This is a genomic window from Paenibacillus luteus (assembly GCF_006542765.1).
GTDB classification, from domain to species: domain Bacteria; phylum Bacillota; class Bacilli; order Paenibacillales; family Paenibacillaceae; genus Pristimantibacillus; species Pristimantibacillus luteus.
This window is the reverse complement of record NZ_SKCD01000019.1, coordinates 36,970-56,616: the sequence shown is the minus strand read 5'-3', so window position 1 is coordinate 56,616 and position 19,647 is coordinate 36,970. Positions and strand designations below refer to the sequence as shown.

Sequence of the window (19,647 nt, the reverse complement as noted above, 5' to 3'; positions counted from 1 at the left end):
GGCAGCACTGCTTAAAAGTCTTTACGCACCATAACGGTCATGGCGCCAACAAATAATATCGCTGTATATACCGCACAATAGATTAAGAAAGAATTAGACGGAACATCGCTGATTGAGAAAACGCTTAGGTCCCTATTTAAATTAATCAGTCCATTTAGTTCCGACATGGAAAACAGCTCGCTCAGCATGCGCTGCTGCAATGTATCTGCCGGCATCACTAGCTTAATTAGCCCAGTAATGGTCTCCAGCGTCTGAAGTCCCTCCAGCTGTATTTTCCCAAGTCCCATAAACCGACCAATCGTGCTGCCGAGCCACCCCATGCCAAACAGCATCGTCATACCGATTCCATTGCCCAAAGGAGATAGGAAGCAAGAGCCAAACATCGTTAAGGATACGAGTAGCGGTACGACGGAAGCAAATAGCAGGTAGGCTTTCAGCAGGACAAGCAGGTTGTAAATGACGCCTGTTTCCATCCAGCATATTAGTATAATCGCAACAAATAAGACAAGAGCGTACATAGCTCCATAAGAGACAAAGCCCATCCATCTCCCCATAAACCATTTCCAGCGTGGAATCGGTCTAGCGAGCACCGATTGCAGCACGCCCTGCTCAGCTTCCCCCGTTACGGCAGCCACGGAGCTGAAGATAGCTAAAAATGCTATAGCAAACGCCCCAAAGAAAAAACCGAGCGTCAATACCATCGCGCTGCTAATAAATTTGCTAAATAAACCAATCGACAGATCGCCTGGGAAAGTCTGCGGCTCGCTTGCGATCGCATTCGCAACAAACCAATAAGCGACCAGAAAAACAACAGTCATCAAAGCCGCCATAAGCGTCACGCGCTTGCGGATAAGCTCTCTCCAGGTTAATCCCCATACCGCATTCATCGGCGTTCCCCCCTGTGTTCAAGGCCCGATACAGCCTGCAGAAACCATTCATCCAAACGCGAGGTTACTTTGCCAACTTCATAGAGCGTCAGTCCCAGCTCAATGAGAATATAATTTACTAAGCCTATCTGCTCATCATCCTCCAGCTCGATCTCCAGCCACACCGGATCATCGTCAGATGGTTGTTCACTTACAACGACATTCAAGCCCAATACTTGCTTTATCCGCTCGGCCGCTATTGAAGTATAGCCTCCGACCCTCAATCGCCAATTGGACTTGGATCGCAGCACGTCGGATACATGCCCTTCCATTAGAACTTGCCCATTGTTGAGCAGCGCTACCTTGTCGCATAGCAGCTCGACATCCTCCAGCAAATGGGAGTTGAGAAAAATTGTTTTCCCCTGCCCTCTCAGCCTTGCAAGCAGCTCGCGCACCTCATGCCTGCCCACGGGATCCAGCGCCGAGGCTGGCTCATCCAGAAAAACAATATCGGGATTACCAAGCAAAGCGCAGGCAAGCCCCAGCCTTTGCTGCATCCCTTTGGAATAGCCCTTCAGGCGATCCCTGCCACGGCTGCCAATGCCGACCTCATCCAGAAGCAGATGAATCCGCTGCCTTGAGGCAATACGATCCAGACCGCATAATTTAGCGTGAAAAGCTAAGACTTCTTCTCCGGTCAGCCAGTCCGGATAACGGAACAACTCAGGCAAATAGCCCAGTCTTCGGTTAGCCTCCATCGTTCCTGAAGCATGACCGAATATCTGAGCTTCACCTGAGGTTGGTGTAATTAATCCCGTCAGCATTTTGACGATCGTGCTTTTGCCTGCCCCATTAGGCCCGAGGAAGCCGAAGGCTTCCCCTTTCCTAATCGTTAAGGTGACATCGCGGCAGCCGCGTCCGTCGCCGTAATCTTTGCTTAAGTTTATCGTCTCAACAGCTGGAGTCGTCATGAACGGATCAGCTCCGCAATGACGGATTTCACGTTGGCTTCATTCCCATAATTGGAGAAATTAGCAGTCACGACATAGCCATGCTCCAGCCAGGTAGCCGCTGCATATTGATCATCCTGCCGCTCGACATAAACGTCTATTCCTTTTATTGCGACCTTCTCAGGATGGCCTCTCGTGATGAGCGGCATGGGGATTTCACCATCCTCCAGGCTGGACGCCTGTAATAGCGAGGTACGGATATGATCGGGCAAGGCCGGGAACCGAATAACCGCATCAAAGGCATCCTTAACCTCTACTGACGGATCAACGTTAACGGTTGGAACCTCCATATAGTTGACCATCACTCCCCTCCTTAAGGAATTGGCGTCTGTGCCTGCCGTTTGATAGGAAATTTGCGTCTGCTTGCCGGTATCAAAGTTAATTTTTTTGCCATCCACTGATAAGGGCAGCAGCTTATCCGCGCCGAGCTTGCTCATCGTACGGTTAATTTCGTTCACCTTCAGGCGGAAGGTAAACGTTTGGGTCGCGCTGGATGAGATATAAACCACCTGATTGTCGGCAACCTTTATGGAAGGAATATCGAAGCCCAATGCTTTCGCTGCGCCCTCTGGCGTAATCCTGTTCCATTGCCCGTGAGCGGTTTGCTCAAAATCACCAAATCGATTCGACAGCTCCAGCGTTTCGCCATCGTTCATAAAACTGTTCATTAGCGTAACCAGATCATTCTCTTGGACAACCATCACCTTATCCATACGGAATGTATTTAACCATGCGGCCAATGCCTGGTTCGTTGAAGGAGTCGCAATAACGACCGTCAAAAACACGGCTGCGCATACAGCTATGGTTTTCCCCATATTCTTCTTCATCCAGCGTCGCGCCGCTCCCCTCTGCGCAGGCTTGCATGCGGACTCGCTTGGCATGCTGCGCACCCGCCCGAGTGGCACGGCATTGCCTTGATCAAGTGCCGGCACCGGAAGAAGAGCATGCCCTTGCGTCGTTGTGCTCGCCTTGCTTCCTAATGCCGGCTCATCTGCGTTACCCCGTGCCGACCACCGCGCTGCCCCTTCTGCTTCCCATTGCTCCCAAAGGGGAGATGGCTCCACCTCTTGCAGCCTCGTCTGGAGCCGTGCCCAAGCGGCTTCTGTCTGCTCTTGTTCTTTCTTGCTCGACCTCTCGCTTGTTGTCATTTGGATTTCCTCCTCAAAGGTATTGACCTTGCACAACTAATCGTTGAACCGCCAAATGCCCTATTCCTGCGTGATTGCGCTCTCTGACTTTAAAGCCTGCCGCTTTAGACGCTCTCCCGCCCTGCGCAGCATGGTGCCGACTTGCGGCTGCCTCACTTGCAATTGCTGTGCGATCTCTGCATAGCTGTAACCCTCATATCGAAGCAGCAGCATCTGCTTATCCCGTTCCGGCAGCGTATCGAGCCAGCCTCGTACCCGTTCCTGCTCGTCCTTGTCGATAAGCTGTTGTTCATTCGAATCTATCGCCTGCGGCTGAGCGAGGACGTTTTGTTCCTGCTTTTGTGTTAGTGCGCGCTCACGCGCTTTCTTATCCATATAGTCATACGCTAATCTCGTCAGTACCCGGTGCAGCCAACCACCAATAGCTTCAGGCTGATCGGGTGGATTCCGGTAAAGCCTCAGGAAGGTTTCCTGCGCAAGGTCCTCAGCCGCTGCTTCATCGCGAATAAGCGCGATAAGTTTGCGTCTGACTGACGGATAATGCTGATTAAATTGCTGACGAAACAAATCCGGCGCCGAATGTTCCATTCCGTTCTCCTCCTTACCTATTTTGCTCAAGCTATAGGAAAGACGTAGCCATTCGCCATTTTGTAGCACCTTTGCCTAAATATTATTGTACCATTTGCAAAAAAACCGTCTCTCCGTTAGACGGGAGACGGTTCATTATTTAGGTTTCTTCTTTATTATGCTCCATGTAAAGCTGTACGAATTTTGGCGCCGGCACCGGAGGACTGTAAATATAGCCTTGAACAGCATCGCAATTATGATCGGTTATGATATCCAGTTCCTCTTGCGTTTCCACGCCTTCGGTCACCACTCTCAGGTTCAAGTTATGCGCAATGACGATAACCGACTTAAAGATCATTTGTTTCTTAATATCGCCAACGATTCCGCTAATAAACGACTTATCCAGCTTAAGCGTATGCAGCGGAATATTTTGCAAATAACTGAGCGAGGAATACCCTGTTCCAAAATCATCCAGAGAAAGCTTCACGCCGAGCTGCTGCAGCTCATGCAATATTTTAAGCGTATGCCCCGGATTTTCCATAAAGATCGACTCTGTGATTTCAAGCTCGATTTGCGCTGGACGAATACCGGCATCCGAAATAATCCGCTCGATTGTATGAACGATTTGCTTTTGCTGGAATTGGATCATCGACATGTTGACACTCACCGAAAGGGATGGCAGCCCCATCCGCTCCCACTCCCTGATTTGCTGGCATGCCGTGTAAAGAACCCACTCTCCAAGAGGGATGATGAATCCTGTTTTCTCCGCTATCGGAATAAAATCAAGCGGCGAGACCATCCCAAGCTCCGGGTGCTTCCAACGGATCAACGCTTCTGCTCCGTAAATGCTGCCGGTAGACATATCAATCTTAGGCTGGTAATACAGAACAAACTGGCCAAGCTCAAGCGCTTTGAACAAGCTGTTCTCCAGTATGAGCTCTTTCTTTGTCACATCATTCATCGATGGCGAATAAACCTTGCACGTATTTCTTTCTTTCTTGGCTACATACATCGCGATGTCGGATTCCTTCACAAGCTGATTCGCAACATCGGGAGTCCATTCATGAAGAACGCTCATTCCAATACTGGCCGTTATGTAAAAAATCCGGTCCTTCAGCTGAATCGGCTCAGCAATGACATTCAAAATCTCTTCTGCGATATGAAAGGCCTGATGCAAATGGGCCACGTTCTCAAGCAAAGCGATGTACTCGTCCCCGCCAAATCGAAAAACCTTCCCATAAACGCCAACCTTGGCTGCAATCCGCTCGGCCATTTGCTTTAGCAGTTGATCGCCCATAGCGTGATCAAGCTTATCATTTATCATTTTGAACCGATCGAGATCGATGAAGAGCAAGGCCAAGTGGCTCGGCCCCGTATGACCAGCTATCGACTTTCCTTCCATATACCGATGATAGGCGTAGCGATTGGGCAGGCCTGTCAATAAATCATGCGTAGACTGATATTCAATTAACTGCTCGGCTTCCTTACGCTGGTTAAGCATATTATTGAAGTGGTTCGCCATCGATTCGAACTCATCGTTCGTATAAATATTTAGCTGCTGGCCTTCGTTGCCGGCTGCGACCGCCGAAGTTGCCTGGATGACCTTATGGATGTTGACCAATATTATTTTCCGAACCAGCAAGCCCATAATGGCCGCCATAAAGAGCAGAGCAAGCCCTGTAATCAACAAGGATTCCCATAAACTTTTATAGTAATTCGACAGCATGTTTTTCTTCGGTATCACCGTCTCCATATGCCATAGAACATTATGGACAAGAATGGGATTAAACAACCGCAGTACGGTCCCTTCACCTCCGGGGTCTGACGTGTAGTTAAGACGCGGCTGAGTCCCCTTCATAGCTTCAAGCTCATCGGTGTTCGACCACATTTGGTACGTATGATTAACTAGCTCCGGATTCCGTCCGTTGGCGAGATATTTATTTTCCGTTGTTATAATGTTTGCGTAGCCGCCTAACGGCCGGAAGGTCTCAATATGCTTCTGAACCGACTCTAGCGAAATATCAGCGCCTACGACGCCTGTAAATTCGCCGTTTTCATCCAAAATAGGCAGCACAAGCGAGGTCATAAGCACGGAATTGCCGTCTACATCATAATAATAAGGCTCAATTAAGGAGAAGGACTTTGTCACCTTCGGAATTTGATAAAAGCTGCCCAACACTTTATCTTCGTAAAATTGGATCGGTAAGCTCTCAATGGCATTACCTTTGCGGAACACATACGGAATGAAACGTCCTGTAGCATCATCGTAGCTATTTTTGTTGCGATTAAGCTCGTCCTTGCCGTCATAGGCATTTGGCTCCCATATCGTGTAGACGCCTATGACTCCCGGATGGTTCTCCATCACCTGCTTCAGGAGGTCGACGATAAACTCACGATTTTGCAAATGCTCTTTATTCATCTGCTTCATCGTGGCTTCAAGCGTATCCAGCATGGTCACCGTCTGGTCCATAAGCAGGGAAAAAGGATGTATATTAGAAATCGATTGGGTTTGCGCAAGAAGCTCACTCTCTCGCAGATTCGACTGATAGAGCTTGATGAGGTGGCCGGATACCAAGATTACAAAGGAAAGGGTAACCAGCAGGCCAAGTGAAAATATTAATTTTTGTGCAATGCTTAGCCTAATCTTTCTCATCTCATCTATCAGCCCCTTGTTGTAGAGAAAGCAAAAATCGACGTATTCCGCCAAATTATGATTTGGTTCTAGTATACTTGACATTTTGCTCAAAGCACAATGATAAAGATAGGTTGAAAACACTATATCTTTCGACAAAAAACTACTTTAGGCACCTCCTGTTTTCCACTGCAAGAGTCGAGCGCCTCTATTTCTCTTTTATTCCTTTTGTAATATATCCCAAATACAGTTTTGAATTTATTTTTCATATGTATTACTACCCGTTTTGGAAGCTAATCATGCTGGTTTTAGGATCGCTTATCAGCAAAAAAAAGCTGTCCTCAAAGGGGGTTAGCCCGTGGGACAGCTTCGTTATCGTTATACCTGATTTTTCTTTTCGGTTCGCTGCTCTTTGTTGTTTTCATTAGCCCGGTCATGATCCTCGAGGCGATGAGGACGTTTGCCTTTGCCGCCATGCAGCAGGTAGAGCTCCTCGCGCAGTTGATCAGACGTTTTGCCTTCCGTCTTAATGCCATGCTCCTCCGCAATTTCGCGCAAATGCTCCAGCCGCTTCGCTTGATGCTCCGCTTTAAAGGCTTCCCACTTGTCCTTATTGGCCACCTTCGCAGACTCGACTTCCTTCTTCAGCTGTTCCGATGTTTTGCCATCGGTTTGGATGCCAAAATAGGTTGCCAGTTCCTTCAGCTTCTCCAGTCTGTACGCTTCAAAATCCTTGCGGGTCATTTGGCCTTTGTGATGCTTATGCTCGCTGTCCGCATCGGACTCGTTTGGGTGCTGAACCGCTAGTGAAGCATTGGCCATCGCTGACACCTGATTCGCTGCTCCAACGGGAGCTGACGAAAGCAATAGCACAAGCGTAGTGGCGGGTATGAACCATTTTCTAAACATTTGCTGCCACACCTTTCTATTCCAACGTGATGCAAGGCCATATAAGCCTTATCTGGATTATTTTGCCCAAGCACACACTTGAATAGACATAAAGACGGCAATTTTCGACATTTGCCTACAAGAGGCAGCCTACTGCTCTTTCCCCTCCGCCGCAGTCTGCTCAAGCAGCTTCAACTCATCTAGCAGCCAAGCCTTTGAGAAATGTTCCCCGATAAATACAGCAACATCATTCACATGACCTTGCGGATCGATTCTCATGAAATCGGATTCCTTAAACGCATATTGAAAAAGAAAGCGGCTGGGCGCATCCGTAAACGTAACGATCCCTTTCGCCCTGTAGATGTTGGACGGCAATCGCTGGAGCAGCGATTCGAATGCCTCACTGCTTACTGGATTGCTCCAGTAGTGAGTGACGACCATGACATGCTCATGCGAATGGTGGTGACCATTGTTATGGTCGTGATTGAGCTCTTCGTGATTGTGGTCATGAGCACTCTCATCCTCATGTGAACAGCCGTCTACTGAACAGGCTTTGCCTTCGCTAGATAAATGTCCCGTCGCAAGGTGAACGTCTGGTGATTGCAAAGCTGGTTTATTTTCTGGCGCATGCTTTCCAGTATCCGTAGCTTCCGTCTCATCGAGCCAGCTCCAATCGTCAATGGCACAGCGAACCGTCGCTATTATTTGAGCATGGGCATTCAGCTCCCGAAGCTGCTGCTGCGCTTCTACAAGTTGCTCTGGCTCAAGCTTATCCACCTTGTTGAGCAGCAGTATCGTTGCGCAGCGAATCTGCTCCTGCATCAGCTTGAAGGTTCTTCCTTTGCTCTCGCGGCTGCGCTCGAGCAGTGCCGGTCCATCTACGACCGTAATGACGCTGCGAAGGTCGATGGCTTTGTACATCGCCGCCTCCGTTACCCCGTCCAGCGTCTCCATCGGATTCGCAGCGCCCGTAGATTCAATAAAAATAACGTCCGGTTGATGCTCATTAATCAGTGTACTGATTTCCAAGCCCAAGTCCCCACGCATTGTGCAGCAAATACAGCCGCTAAGCATTTCGGCCATCGGAACTTCATCCTGAACGAGCTGGCCATCGAGGTTGATTTCGCCGAGTTCATTCATAATGACCGCTGGTTTTTTTCCTTGAGCGGTGTAATAGTCAAGCAATCTTCCAAGCAGCGTCGTCTTACCGCTTCCGAGAAACCCGGATAGCAAATGTACAGGTATATTTTGTTCTCTATTCGTCATCATTCGGTCTCCTGTGTAACTATATTTTAAGCAGGATGCTACTCTGCTATTATATCGTAATTGTTACGTTCTTTCACCTATTAAACATTTAATACATTTGTAAGATATCGATTTCATTTTTAATAATAGTTTATATTCCCTTAAGCTTTCCTTAATTACCCTGCAGGAATTATTTGCTACGATTTTAATAGACAGAAAAGGGGAGGCTTACAACATGAAAAACATGAAAATTTCACGAAAAATTGCGATGATCGTAGCCGCTGCTTTATTTTTTATTATTGCCGTAGGAGCAGGAGGTAATCTCTCCATTCGCCAGATGGCTAACTTGTCTAATGATATGTACGATGACAGCTTGCTGCCGCTTTCCTGGATTAAACAAGTTTCAGCTAACAACTATAAACATAATGCCTTGTTCTTAGAACTTATGTTCAATGAGGATAACACTCGCATCGATAGTCTAGTCGAGCAAATACATAGCAATTCAGATGAATCCAACGCGCTCCTTCAGCAATATCGCTCTACGGCGCGTACCGATAATGAAACTGCTTTATTGAAAGAATATGATGGACTGCTCGCTCAGTATAACGAACAAGAACAGCAAATTGTAGACCTCATGATGAACAGAAAAGTCGATGAAGCCTATACCCTTTATACAGGCCAAACGGCTAGCCTACGCGCAAGCATGACTGAACTCCTCACTAAACTGGCCGACTCTGCGGAGGAAACCGCTGCTTCAATGAATCTGGCAAGCGAAACGCGTGCTGCAAACAGCAACCTCATTACATTGCTCGGTACACTCGCAGCCCTGCTGCTGCTCATTCCGATTGCTATCGTTATGACTAAGCTGATTACAAAGCCGGTCAAATCGCTTCAGCAGCTCATGAAGCAAGCAGAAAATGGCGATCTTACCGTGAAAGGCAGCTACTTCTCCCGGGATGAGATTGGACAATTAACCGAATCGTTTAATACGATGATTGGCGGCATCCATGCTCTCCTTCAACAGGTTAGTCAAAGTGCGCAGACACTTACCGCCTCATCCGAGGAGCTCACGGCGAGCGTTCATCAAACCTCTGGTGCCGCAGAGCAGATGGCCGTAGAAGCATCGGGGCTGGCAGCTGGCTTCGAGCAGCAGACTGAAACCATCAATAGCCTGAGCTCGGCAGCAGACCATATGGTGAACCAGCTCGCCCACGTCGAGGTAAACGGTAAGGAAATGAAGCAGCTCGCTCACGACGCAGAGATAGCTAATCATACTGGAGCAGACGCTGCCTCGCAAATCCATGAACAGATGCTCGAAATTAAACAAACCGTGGAAGAAACCGAAGCGGATATCAATGCCCTTTATGAAGCCTCATCCACAATTGGCTCCATCGTAACTGCCATAAACGAAATCGCCGGACAAACGAACCTACTCTCCCTAAACGCTTCAATTGAAGCTGCAAGAGCAGGCGATGCCGGACGCGGGTTCACGGTAGTTGCGAGTGAGATTCGCAAGCTCGCGGATGATTCGGCGGCATCCTCAAGGCAAATTGCAGAACTCGTCGCACATATGCAGGCCAAAACCGAGGCAGCCGTTCATTCGATGCGCAAAGGGGCTGAGCGTGTCGATGCTGGCATACAGCGCAGCCTGCACGCCTCCGCTTCCTTTGTTCAAATTGAAGCCTCCATCTCCAAAACGGTAGATAAGGTCAATGAAACCGAGGCAGCGATTGCACAGGCTGCGGTTGAATCCCGCTCCGTCTCCTCTTCGATGATCATGGTGAATCGTATCACTAATGAGGGCAGCGGGCGCATTCAGGAAATATCTGCTGCTTCCGAGGAGCAAGCGGCCGTCATGGAGGATGTTCTGCACTCGGCGCAAAGCCTGGCCGAGCTCGCCGATGATCTTCATGCCTCCCTCTCCCGCTTCACGTTATGTCACTTGAAATAATTAAAACATCTTACCATACTTTTTTTTAGGTTAACAGATTTTTTGTTTGATTTTTCACAAAAGCCGTAGTACGATGTGGGCAATAAGTCAACAAGGAAAGCGGGACATTCATGGAATCAATAGCACAGGAGTTACTGTTTTTGACGGAGATGGCGAAAGGCATAACGGCGCAATTCGGCGATAATTGTGAGGTCGTCGTGCATGACTGGTCGAAGCCGGTGGACAGTACCATTGTCGTCATCGAGAACGGCCATGTTACGGGCAGAAAAATTGGAGACCCCGGCACCAATCTTGGCCTGGAAATTATGCGCGGCACGTCCGCGGGCGATAACCGCCACAATTACGTGACACAAACGAAGGACGGACGCATCCTCCGCTCTACCTCGATGTATGTCAAGAATAACGCCGGAACCGTTATAGGTGCGATGTGCATTAATTTCGACATCACCGATTTAATGGTGGCTGAGAGGACGCTGCAAACATTAACCGCGAGTGGGCTTCAGCCCGTGCGCGAATCCTTCGTCAGCAACGTAAATGATCTGCTGAATACGCTCATCCAGGAAGCGCAGGAGCTAATCGGCAAGCCGCCAGCAGCAATGAACAAAGAAGAGAAAATCAGAATTATTCAATTGCTGGATCATAAGGGTGCTTTTCTAATTAAAAAGTCTGGAGAGAAAATATGCAGTTATTTAAGCATTTCCAAATTCACGCTATATAGCTATCTGGAGGAATCCAAAGGCGGGGTAGGCGAAGAAGGAGCGGCGGAATGAGCGAGCAGGATGAAAAAGAGACAGACGCGACGTTAATAGGTGGAGTTCGAGAAAAGGAAACAAGGACTAAGAGGATTTGGGAAGATGATAGCGCGGAAAATGGAACACTCACAGATAGAAGCTTGGAGCTCGAAACCCCATGCGTAGTCATCAATAGCAGCATCGTCAACGCGAATATTGCTGCCATGGCAGAAGCGGTGGGCCGCTTAGGGGTCGCACTTCGCCCGCATGCAAAAACACATAAGCTGCCTCAGATGGCAGACAGGCAGCTCGCCGCTGGGGCAACGGGCATTACTGTAGCTAAAATCTCTGAAGCAGAAGTGATGGCAAGCGGTGGGATCCGCAATATCTTCATCGCTTATCCCCTCATTGCATGGTCCAAGCTTGAGCGGGCTGCACGCTTAAGCCGCTCCGGCGTTCGCTTGATCATCGGCGTCGATAGCTTGCAAGGGGCGCGTCGCATTTCCGAGGTGGCTGTCCGCGAAGGCGTGCAGCTGGAGGTCCGTCTGGAGCTCGATACCGGACTGCGGCGTACCGGCATTTCCTTAGGGCACGCCGTTAGATTGGCTGTACAAATTCATGCGCTTGACGGGATTAAGCTTAGCGGAATTTTCACCTATCGGGGTGCAATGCTTGGCGGCGCGGCTACACTTGATCTCAAAGCTGCTGGTCATGAGGAAGGCCTCCTGATGGCTAGTACGGCTGCAGCACTAAGAAGCGCCGGGATTCCCATTGAAGACGTTAGTGTCGGCTCTTCTCCTACAGCAAGGTTTGCCGCTGAAATTGAGGGCATCACCGAGGTACGGCCCGGCAGTTACATTTATCAGGACCGAATGCAGACTGCTTTTGGCCTATGTGCTCTAGAAGACTGCGCTGGCGTCGTGCTTGCGACCGTCATCAGCCGCCCATCCGACGACTTAATCGTTATCGATGGCGGAAGCAAAACGTTCGCCACGGATGTACAGCCGGGTACCGCTCCGCTATTTCTGAAGGGCTTCGGGCATATCCTCGGAGATCCAGACGCGGTGCTGGAGCGTATGAACGAAGAGCATGGCATGATTCGGATTCAACCCGATGCGCCATATAAGATCGGGGACGGCATTCAAATTATACCCAATCACATTTGCAGTACAATCAACCTGCACAGCTTCGTTTATATTAGCGATTCGTCAAGCCAGCTGGTCAAAACACCCGTAGCTGCGCGCGGCATGCTCGAATAACTCGCATAGGGAGGCATGTCACAAGCTCCATTTCCCTGTACGGCGCCTCAAATTTGGCAAGCGCGCGCTTCTTGTCTCTGGCTATGCGGAGGATAATACCGTGTTCGATCCTGCCTCCATTCGGGCAGGATATAATGACCTTTGAAGAGCCGCGTCGATCCCCTTCCGGTATCTCGCATGTTATCGTTGCCAGCCATCTTGCGCTGCAGCATGGCATGCATACACATAAGCGCAAGGCTTATCTTATTCGCACGCAGCGCTGCTGCACCCACTAATTGATTGATTAAAAAGGAGCCATCATCATATGTCATTAATCGAAAAACGTCTCGCTGAGCTAGGCATTGTTTTGCCCGAAACGACAAAACCAAAATTCTCCTACATTCCCGTGAACCAAACCGGCAACCTCATCTATACGTCCGGCTTTGACTGCCGCATCGACGGCATACTTATGTATGAAGGCAAAATCGGCTCTGATCTAACAATCGAGCAGGGCCAAGAAGCTGCACGCCAAGTGGTTATTAACCTGCTAGCCGCGATGAAAACCTATTTAGGCGACCTTGACCGCGTTGTCAAAATCGTAAAAATTCTTGGCTTTATCAACAGCGCACCCGGCTTTGGAGATCAACCTTACGTACTGAATGGTGCCTCTGATCTCTTAATTGAAGTGTTTGGCGAGAATGGACGCCATGCCCGTTCTGCGATTGGAACGAGTGACCTTCCGTTCCATACCCCTGTTGAAATCGAGCTGATTGCAGAGGTCCGCGACTAGCATAGGCATGCAAAACCCCCAGGGCTCAGGCACCTGGGGGCTCCCATACTATTTTAGTTTAGTGGAAACGCTAATGTTGACGATTTACAAGTAAGCGTATTTGCCTAGCACCAAGAGCGGGATATGATGACAAGCAAAATGAAAAGTACTAATATAATGCCAATTCCAGTACCTACTCCGCCAACTCCGCAACTAGCGCCTGCAACCGGATAAACGGGGCCGCAGTTTCCTGGACCTACGTTCGCACCTGCTACTCCATAGCTCATTTGTTCATCTCCTTTTTGTTAAGGTACAGTATCCTATGTCTCAGGAACAAAAGCGTATAGGCGATTGAACAAAATGTGCTCCTGCTCATTTTTTGTACTTCCCGCACAATCGAACGAGATGCTGGGCTGATGCTAGTGAAGTCTGGCTGCTTGTCTTTTTTCGGAAAATGAGAATCCCCAAGTGCCTACAGCCTTGGGGATTCTCATTTTATTTTTAGTTAGTGGACATCATAGGCGTCCGACTTGTTTGTAAGCTCCCGTGTGGTGATTACAACCAAGAACGAGAAATGATGACAAGTAGGATAAAGAGAACGAGGATAAATCCAATGCTGGAAAATCCACCGCCGCCGCAATTACTTACACCTGCAACCGGGTAAGGTGCGCAATTTCCTGGACCCACGTTTGCTCCTGCTACTCCATAGCTCATTTGGCCATCTCCTTTTGTTAAGGTACACTGTATCCTATGACTCAGGGGCAAAAGTGCATGGGCTTTAGGAGGAAATGAGCAGATGCCTAAGCAGGGGTATAGGTCTATTTTTGAACGGCTTAACCTGTTGTTAAGAAAGATACGTCTAATATAATCGCAACTCTCAATGCATCTCCTGCATGAAGCTTGGGCTAATACAGAATAAACATGATTCCCGCAGACTAATCGTCCGTGAGGATTTGCTATTTTCGCGAAAGAATAATCGTATTTAACCACGCCAGCTCGGATAAGGTTAAGGATCCCTGCTCCGCTTTTTCCTTCCACTTGGCATCTTGGAGCAGCTTTTGCTCCGTAAAACGACCAAGCGTCTCAACCAATAATTTATGCTCCCCGTCAGTTAGGATTAAATCCGATTTTGGGATGTCCATTTTCATTTGCATATTCTCCGATACCTTTATTTTAAAAGCAGCCCAGCCCGTCCATTTGCCTGCATCGTACATTAATCTCGGACAGATCTTCCCGCTCCAGTCATAATGCCGAAATAGACGCTCCGTCCCCCAGCCAAACTGCTTCAGCAGCTTCGCCGCTAGTTCAGTCGCATTGGCTAATGCTTTCGAGTAATCTCCGCTCTCGCAAATCTCGATGCCAATCGATGTACGGTTGCCGCTAGCCGTTCCGCTACCATCGCCAGCATGCCAAGCGTTTTCGTTTAGTGGCAAGCACTCGATCACCTCATGCTCGTCCACGACAAGATGATAGGATGCGGTCCGATTATTCGCTGGATTAGTCAGCCAGGCTCGCTCATTTTGCGCCGTGCTTGCCGAATTGCCCGTGTTGTGAATCGTTATCGATTGAGGAATTAGCAGGTGGCCAGGGCGACGGTTGCAGGGGGTTGTTTTGGGGATGTGGTTGATGGTGTATTTAAACATTATTTATTTTTCCTTTTTCAGTTGTGTCATGATTACCAAGTTCCTCATTAAATTCTGTTTTTGTTTCAGTACTCGCCCCCCTCTTGATTGACCGTTCCATTTTCGCTTTCAATTCACTATCAATATGTTCAATAACTGAATTAGGAATCCATTTCCCCCAACCCGCTCTATAGGCATTTGCAGTCAATGATTGCCAAGTATGATAAATAAGCCCTAATGTAATAGCATAAAAGAAAAGACCTGGCATCCCTAGCATGGAATCCAATAGATTTGCAAAAGCAGGTAGCGCCATAAGAAAAAAGGTGCGAAAAATACCAAACTTACCATATTCAGAAGAATATATTTTATCTTTATGTGCAACAGCTATCCCAGTTACCCAATCCAAAATTATTACGCATAATAAAAGAGCAACAGGTATTAAGCGTCCTGAACCATAAATTGAATCAATAATTGGGGCAAAAAAAGCCCCTAAACCTATGGCAACTATTTTTCCTTCTGAAAAGTAGTTAGAAAACAATTGTTTACTCATGGTAACCTCCTTATTTTATTTATTATTAAAAAAGAAAAGCACAAACAACCCATTTCTTGGCTAGAAATGGGTTGTTTGTTATTGTACTAATCTCACGGTTTATGAACTATTTTAATAATGCTCGTGTTCCTTGGTTGGTTCTGATTCGTAAAGGAGAAGCCTTAGCATCTGTAATTAGGCCTGTTTCAATTAAACCATACTCAAAAGTGTTGTCGATCTTAATTCTTAACTGCTTGTTAGCTAATAAAGAAACATCTGGAGGATAGACTGGAATATTTAAGATTCCTTTAGTTGTATTAACTTTAAGAGTGCGATAGGGAATTTTATTATGAACAAAAATCCGATCATAAAATACGTATTGTTGGTAGATATCGCTAATAAAAACAGGAAGATACGGTGCAAATCCATTTGTGGGAATGGAAACCTTAGACGAATAAATATAACCCGGGTGCATTTGAATAGGAGTTCCCCATACGCCACCATAAGGTTTTTTATTCATCCATATCTCTTGATACTGCCCTTTGTATACGATATAGGTATCATTTGTGTTCAAATCAGTGTACAAATGTCCATCTGAAAGAGCTTTACTACCATCCGTTTCCCCTCTTTGTACAACTAAAGCAGCACTAAGACTACTACCATCCCAGATCCTTGTATACGTATTTTGTAATGTTTCAGATCTTCTATATAATAACTCAACCTGACCCAAATTGTTAGATGTAATTGAGACTATGTCAGCCATTACTTGATTGTCGACCTGAAAATCACTACTCCATACGCCCGAAGTCCACATTTTAATTACTGCTAAGCCATTAAATACACTAAATACAGCGATTTGCCCATTAGAAAGGGCCGTAATTCCCGATGTAGTATTATAAATAGGAGGTAAAGATGGGGTTAACGTCCAATTTTCTAACGTCTCAGATGATTTATACAAATGACGCAGTCTCCAACTAGTAAAATCACCACCACTTTCATTTATATTAATAACAACATGTATACCACCATTTGTGTCTATAACTGCTCCTCTCAACCTTGTCATGGATCCCCCATCAATACTCCCATTCGAAGTTGACCAAGTATTTGAAAAAGGATTATAGACCTTGTATCTGATAACTACAGTAGCCACAGAGTCTACCCAAAAACAATGAATTTTGCCATCAGGAGCTGCCGTAATATTAATATTGTTAGCTGTTGCCGTTGCTGAACCCGCCGAAGTACCGCTAGAAGAATTAGAAATAGCTTGATATGTCTGGCCGTTATCTGTACTCTTCCATAATTGAATTGCTCCGTAATAAGGAGCAATATTATAAGACGTTGCTGTATAAACGGTACCATCTTGGGCAATACAGCTAGCTCTGCTACCGCTAAAGGTAATAAAGTTTGCCGATATTGGGCCTGAAATTAAAGGGTTAAACATTTATTTCCCTCCTTATAAATCTGTTCTAAGCCACATTTGCCCTACAACTGGGCTTACTGGATCAGAGCCAAATCGAGCCTCAATTAAAGATTTTCCTGCATGACTCACTGCATAAGAAGCCAAACCTGGTATTGTAAATATTAAATCACCTAAATTACTAACCTCTATTTTACGTTGTGTTTTAACATTTGAAGAATTTACATAATTTAAAACTAAACCAAGCGACCATGCATTCGCCGTATTGCTTTGTGCATCTAATGTTAAGTTTTGTGGCAATGCGTCTGATAGTGTATTTCTAACAAATGCTGTTGTGGCTAACTGCGTTGTGCTACTTCCAACTACCGCGGTTGGAGCAGTAGGTACACCAGTAAAATTAGGACTTGTTAAGTTCGCTTTTAAATTAACCGCACCATTAACAAATGATGTTGTGGCAATTTGTGTAGTATTCGTTCCCGCCACTGCGGTTGGTGCAGTCGGCGTTCCTGTTAACACAGGCGACACAAGAGGTGCACGCGTAGTGTCTATTGGAATATTTGCCCATGACACTGAGCCAGAGGTACTACCGGCTGTCAATACTCTTCCGGTATTGGTTGTCCCGGTTGCTGGAATATGAAGATTACCATCACCTGTAGGGTGCACATAAGCATTGGCACCCGCAGCCACTCCGGCCAGCTTAGTTTTCTCAGCCGCAGTATAATCATTTGCCGATAGTCCTTTTCCAGCCTCTTTATCCACCTTGCCCGCTACGGCCGTATCAATGATATCCGCATTGCCGTTCAGATCCGCAATATCTACTACATCTGTTCCTTCTGGCTTTTTCAAGCCTAAGTTTCCTGTTGTTTGCATAAAATCACACTCCCTCGTAAACTCTTAATTCACTCCACGTCTTGCCTTTGGCTTGATTCCACGTCAAAGCTTTTATCTGATTCCACACCGTGTAGGTGTATTTCAAGCTGTAGGCCAAATGAGCCGGCTTGATATCCTCCAGCATCCGGATAAAACCTGCCATATTCGGTGGAATACCCTTGGTCCCGACAAACACAACCTCAAATCGGCTCTCCGCCGGATACTCGACGACGTTTACTTCCCCGCCCGAAAAAGCAATTGCCGTTTGAATTATCTTGACTCTCGTTGTCGTTCCCGCACCGCGCATTTTGGCAATAATGCTTTCCCTGCGGCGGGCATTCGGCAGAGAAGGATCGCTGGCAAGCCCCATCATTTTTTCCCAGCGCGCTAGCCCCCAAGTCGAGGAATGAACATAATATTGTGCCAACATATCCTCAAAAGCTGCTGCCTGCTTCCCGATCTCCTCGCCTAACTGTCCCTGAATCAAACGCATCTCCAGCACCTGATGGTAATAAAGCGGCAAATACTTCATCAAATCGATTTCAGTAGGAGCGGTTTCTTCCCCACCTTCGTTGTCTGCCCCGTAGGCTTGAACTCCATATAACGTTAAACCATACGACAAAACCTACACCCCCTTTAGCTGGTTCCAGGTGACGCCCGGGCTCAGCTTCCCGCTTGCAAAATCATAGGTTAGCTTCACCGCATTCGCTGTAGCAGCCTGAACCGTACTGGTGCTGTTAACCGCATTATTGAGCTGAGCAACGCCAGCAGCGGTTATCGAAGCGGCAGGCAACCGGGATACAGCCACCGTCCCCGAAGTTATATCGGAAGCGGCATGCGCATGTGCAGCAGGGGCAAAGGTAGCAGGCTTTCCACTTACACCTGCCCAAGGCACCGCATCAGCCGCTTCCGCGCTGTCCACTCTCCCGTTATTGTTCGTGTCGTAAATGCTTTTGAGCATATCGCCCGTAGCCTGCTGCGCGGCGGCAAGCAGGATATTCCCGCTTGCCGTCCCGATATACAGTTTTTGAGTATCGGTACAATACCCCAGCTCACCTATCTCCAGCGAACCGATGCTTGCTTCGACTCCCCGCCTCAATTGAATGAGTACTTTTCGTGGCATCTGCTCACCTCCTTAGAACGTGCCGCCATCAATAACGGCAACCTTCAAGCTATTTCCGGCAGCCGTATCGTACACAATGCTCACACCATCAATATTAGCTTCAATACCTGTCGCATTGACCAAAACCCCTTTACCTGCCTTAGCGCTAACCGCTGAAGCAGCAACAGTAATTCCGTTCCCCGCGCCAACGCTGAGGGTAACCGAATCGGCTTGTCCCCCGCCCGTTAAGCCGTTCCCGGCTGTGATCGTTTGAAGAGCACCTCCGGTTCGAACCCATGCGGAACCATTCCAGCTATAAATTTTCTGCTCGTCATCCACATAGCAGGTCCATCCGACCTGCGGCGTATAAAAATCCCAAGCTACCCCGTTCCATTCCGCGATCTTGTTCAATTGCGATGCCCAAGCACCCGTCGCCCCTGCCGGAATAATGAAACGGTCAAAGGGTAAAGGCGTTGCTGGCGGAGAAGCCAGATCCTTATCCATGACCGACGCTTGTGGCTCAATATTACGTTTGGCGAGTTCAATTTCGTTACGAATCTTTTGCGCAGACCATAAGTCTGTTACAGAAGTGCTCGTATCGTTAATCAGGCGATGCTTGGTCGCATCGTCCAGATGCGTTTTGATTTCGGCTGCGGTATTAACGTTTACGCCATCGGAAACCTTATTCACGTGGCCAGAGGTAATATCTGCTTTTACCACCTTGGCGTACACAGTTCCTTCGGCTACATCGTCCAGCGTCCCGGTTAAATCGGTCAGCTTTTGGGCATTGATTCGTTTCCAAACTGCGCCATCGTCAAAATACAAATAGCCAACATTCGTGCCGCTGCTAACGTAATATAGCCTTCCCAACATCGCTGCGGCAGGCCTCGCTGCTTCCGTTCCCGACAGCGCCCGCCCTACGAAGCTATTCGCCGTTCCATCGCCAATATAAACTTCCTTCGTATCAGTGCAAAATCCCATCTCTCCTGGCAATAAAACACCATAAACCGCTAATTGCACCTTTGTTCCGCGCTTGATTTGAATCGTCTGCGCCATATAAGC

Annotated in this window: 21 protein-coding genes; 4 read left to right on the top strand and 17 right to left on the bottom strand. The window is 47.7% G+C overall.

The window, feature by feature from the left end; all coding sequences use genetic code 11:
• Positions 1–11 precede the first annotated feature (11 nt).
• From E0496_RS15420 to E0496_RS15390, 7 genes are all read right to left on the bottom strand, one after another.
• Positions 12–887, bottom strand: coding sequence for an ABC transporter permease subunit (locus E0496_RS15420; protein ID WP_141502689.1), 876 nt, complete (start codon positions 885–887; stop codon positions 12–14).
• The gene (locus tag E0496_RS15415; protein WP_141502688.1) at positions 884–1,837 is read right to left on the bottom strand and encodes an ABC transporter ATP-binding protein; all 954 of its coding nucleotides are present in this window, start codon (positions 1,835–1,837) and stop codon (positions 884–886) included. Before E0496_RS15415 ends, E0496_RS15420 begins: the two co-directional genes overlap by 4 nt.
• Positions 1,834–3,024: a hypothetical protein gene (locus tag E0496_RS15410; RefSeq protein ID WP_141502687.1), complete on the bottom strand. Its 1,191-nt coding sequence runs from the start codon at positions 3,022–3,024 to the stop codon at positions 1,834–1,836. The genes E0496_RS15415 and E0496_RS15410 overlap by 4 nt, the downstream gene beginning before the upstream one ends.
• 60 nt (positions 3,025–3,084) lie before the next feature.
• Positions 3,085–3,612, bottom strand: coding sequence for a sigma-70 family RNA polymerase sigma factor (locus E0496_RS15405; protein ID WP_141502686.1), 528 nt, complete (start codon positions 3,610–3,612; stop codon positions 3,085–3,087).
• Between the two features lie 139 nt (positions 3,613–3,751).
• Positions 3,752–6,244, bottom strand: coding sequence for an EAL domain-containing protein (locus E0496_RS15400; protein WP_161601435.1), 2,493 nt, complete (start codon positions 6,242–6,244; stop codon positions 3,752–3,754).
• A 357-nt stretch (positions 6,245–6,601) separates the two neighbouring features.
• A complete protein-coding gene (locus tag E0496_RS15395) occupies positions 6,602–7,132 on the bottom strand; it encodes a hypothetical protein (RefSeq protein WP_141502684.1) in 531 nt (176 codons plus the stop codon).
• Between the two features lie 129 nt (positions 7,133–7,261).
• Positions 7,262–8,377 (bottom strand): CobW family GTP-binding protein, encoded by a 1,116-nt coding sequence (locus E0496_RS15390; RefSeq protein WP_141502745.1) that lies wholly within the window; start codon positions 8,375–8,377, stop codon positions 7,262–7,264.
• Positions 8,378–8,591: 214 nt separating this feature from the next.
• Between E0496_RS15390 and E0496_RS15385 the strand changes: the two genes are divergently transcribed.
• From E0496_RS15385 to E0496_RS15375, 3 genes are all read left to right on the top strand, one after another.
• Positions 8,592–10,307, top strand: coding sequence for a methyl-accepting chemotaxis protein (locus E0496_RS15385; RefSeq protein WP_141502683.1), 1,716 nt, complete (start codon positions 8,592–8,594; stop codon positions 10,305–10,307).
• Between the two features lie 110 nt (positions 10,308–10,417).
• A complete protein-coding gene (locus tag E0496_RS15380; RefSeq protein ID WP_141502682.1) occupies positions 10,418–11,077 on the top strand; it encodes a helix-turn-helix transcriptional regulator in 660 nt (219 codons plus the stop codon).
• Positions 11,074–12,297: an alanine racemase gene (locus E0496_RS15375; RefSeq protein WP_141502681.1), complete on the top strand. Its 1,224-nt coding sequence runs from the start codon at positions 11,074–11,076 to the stop codon at positions 12,295–12,297. Before E0496_RS15380 ends, E0496_RS15375 begins: the two co-directional genes overlap by 4 nt.
• Before the next feature lie 47 nt (positions 12,298–12,344).
• On the opposite strand, the gene E0496_RS15370 is transcribed toward E0496_RS15375, so the two are convergent.
• A complete protein-coding gene (locus tag E0496_RS15370; RefSeq protein ID WP_141502680.1) occupies positions 12,345–12,608 on the bottom strand; it encodes a hypothetical protein in 264 nt (87 codons plus the stop codon).
• On the opposite strand from E0496_RS15370, the gene E0496_RS15365 reads away from it, so the two are divergent.
• Entirely contained in the window at positions 12,602–13,066 is a 465-nt protein-coding gene (locus E0496_RS15365) for a RidA family protein (RefSeq protein WP_141502679.1), read from the top strand. The two genes, E0496_RS15370 and E0496_RS15365, sit on opposite strands and share 7 nt — an antisense overlap.
• A 104-nt stretch (positions 13,067–13,170) precedes the next feature.
• On the opposite strand, the gene E0496_RS15360 is transcribed toward E0496_RS15365, so the two are convergent.
• The 9 genes from E0496_RS15360 to E0496_RS15320 all read right to left on the bottom strand — a co-directional run bounded on the left by E0496_RS15360 (position 13,171) and on the right by E0496_RS15320 (position 19,641).
• Positions 13,171–13,332 (bottom strand): sporulation protein YjcZ, encoded by a 162-nt coding sequence (locus E0496_RS15360; protein WP_141502678.1) that lies wholly within the window; start codon positions 13,330–13,332, stop codon positions 13,171–13,173.
• A 268-nt stretch (positions 13,333–13,600) separates the two neighbouring features.
• Positions 13,601–13,732: a sporulation protein YjcZ gene (locus E0496_RS15355; protein WP_420799822.1), complete on the bottom strand. Its 132-nt coding sequence runs from the start codon at positions 13,730–13,732 to the stop codon at positions 13,601–13,603.
• A 269-nt stretch (positions 13,733–14,001) separates the two neighbouring features.
• Positions 14,002–14,688 (bottom strand): peptidoglycan recognition protein family protein, encoded by a 687-nt coding sequence (locus tag E0496_RS15350; protein ID WP_141502677.1) that lies wholly within the window; start codon positions 14,686–14,688, stop codon positions 14,002–14,004.
• Positions 14,681–15,217: a phage holin family protein gene (locus E0496_RS15345; RefSeq protein WP_141502676.1), complete on the bottom strand. Its 537-nt coding sequence runs from the start codon at positions 15,215–15,217 to the stop codon at positions 14,681–14,683. Before E0496_RS15345 ends, E0496_RS15350 begins: the two co-directional genes overlap by 8 nt.
• 106 nt (positions 15,218–15,323) lie before the next feature.
• Positions 15,324–16,637 (bottom strand): hypothetical protein, encoded by a 1,314-nt coding sequence (locus E0496_RS15340; protein WP_141502675.1) that lies wholly within the window; start codon positions 16,635–16,637, stop codon positions 15,324–15,326.
• Between the two features lie 12 nt (positions 16,638–16,649).
• Complete coding sequence (locus E0496_RS15335) at positions 16,650–17,483, bottom strand: hypothetical protein (RefSeq protein WP_141502674.1); 834 nt, start codon at positions 17,481–17,483, stop codon at positions 16,650–16,652.
• Between the two features lie 4 nt (positions 17,484–17,487).
• Entirely contained in the window at positions 17,488–18,105 is a 618-nt protein-coding gene (locus E0496_RS15330; RefSeq protein WP_175598065.1) for a putative phage tail protein, read from the bottom strand.
• A gap of 3 nt (positions 18,106–18,108) precedes the next feature.
• Positions 18,109–18,606, bottom strand: coding sequence for a tail fiber protein (locus E0496_RS15325; RefSeq protein WP_141502673.1), 498 nt, complete (start codon positions 18,604–18,606; stop codon positions 18,109–18,111).
• A gap of 12 nt (positions 18,607–18,618) precedes the next feature.
• Complete coding sequence (locus tag E0496_RS15320) at positions 18,619–19,641, bottom strand: DUF2793 domain-containing protein (RefSeq protein ID WP_141502672.1); 1,023 nt, start codon at positions 19,639–19,641, stop codon at positions 18,619–18,621.
• Between the last annotated feature and the right edge of the window lie 6 nt (positions 19,642–19,647).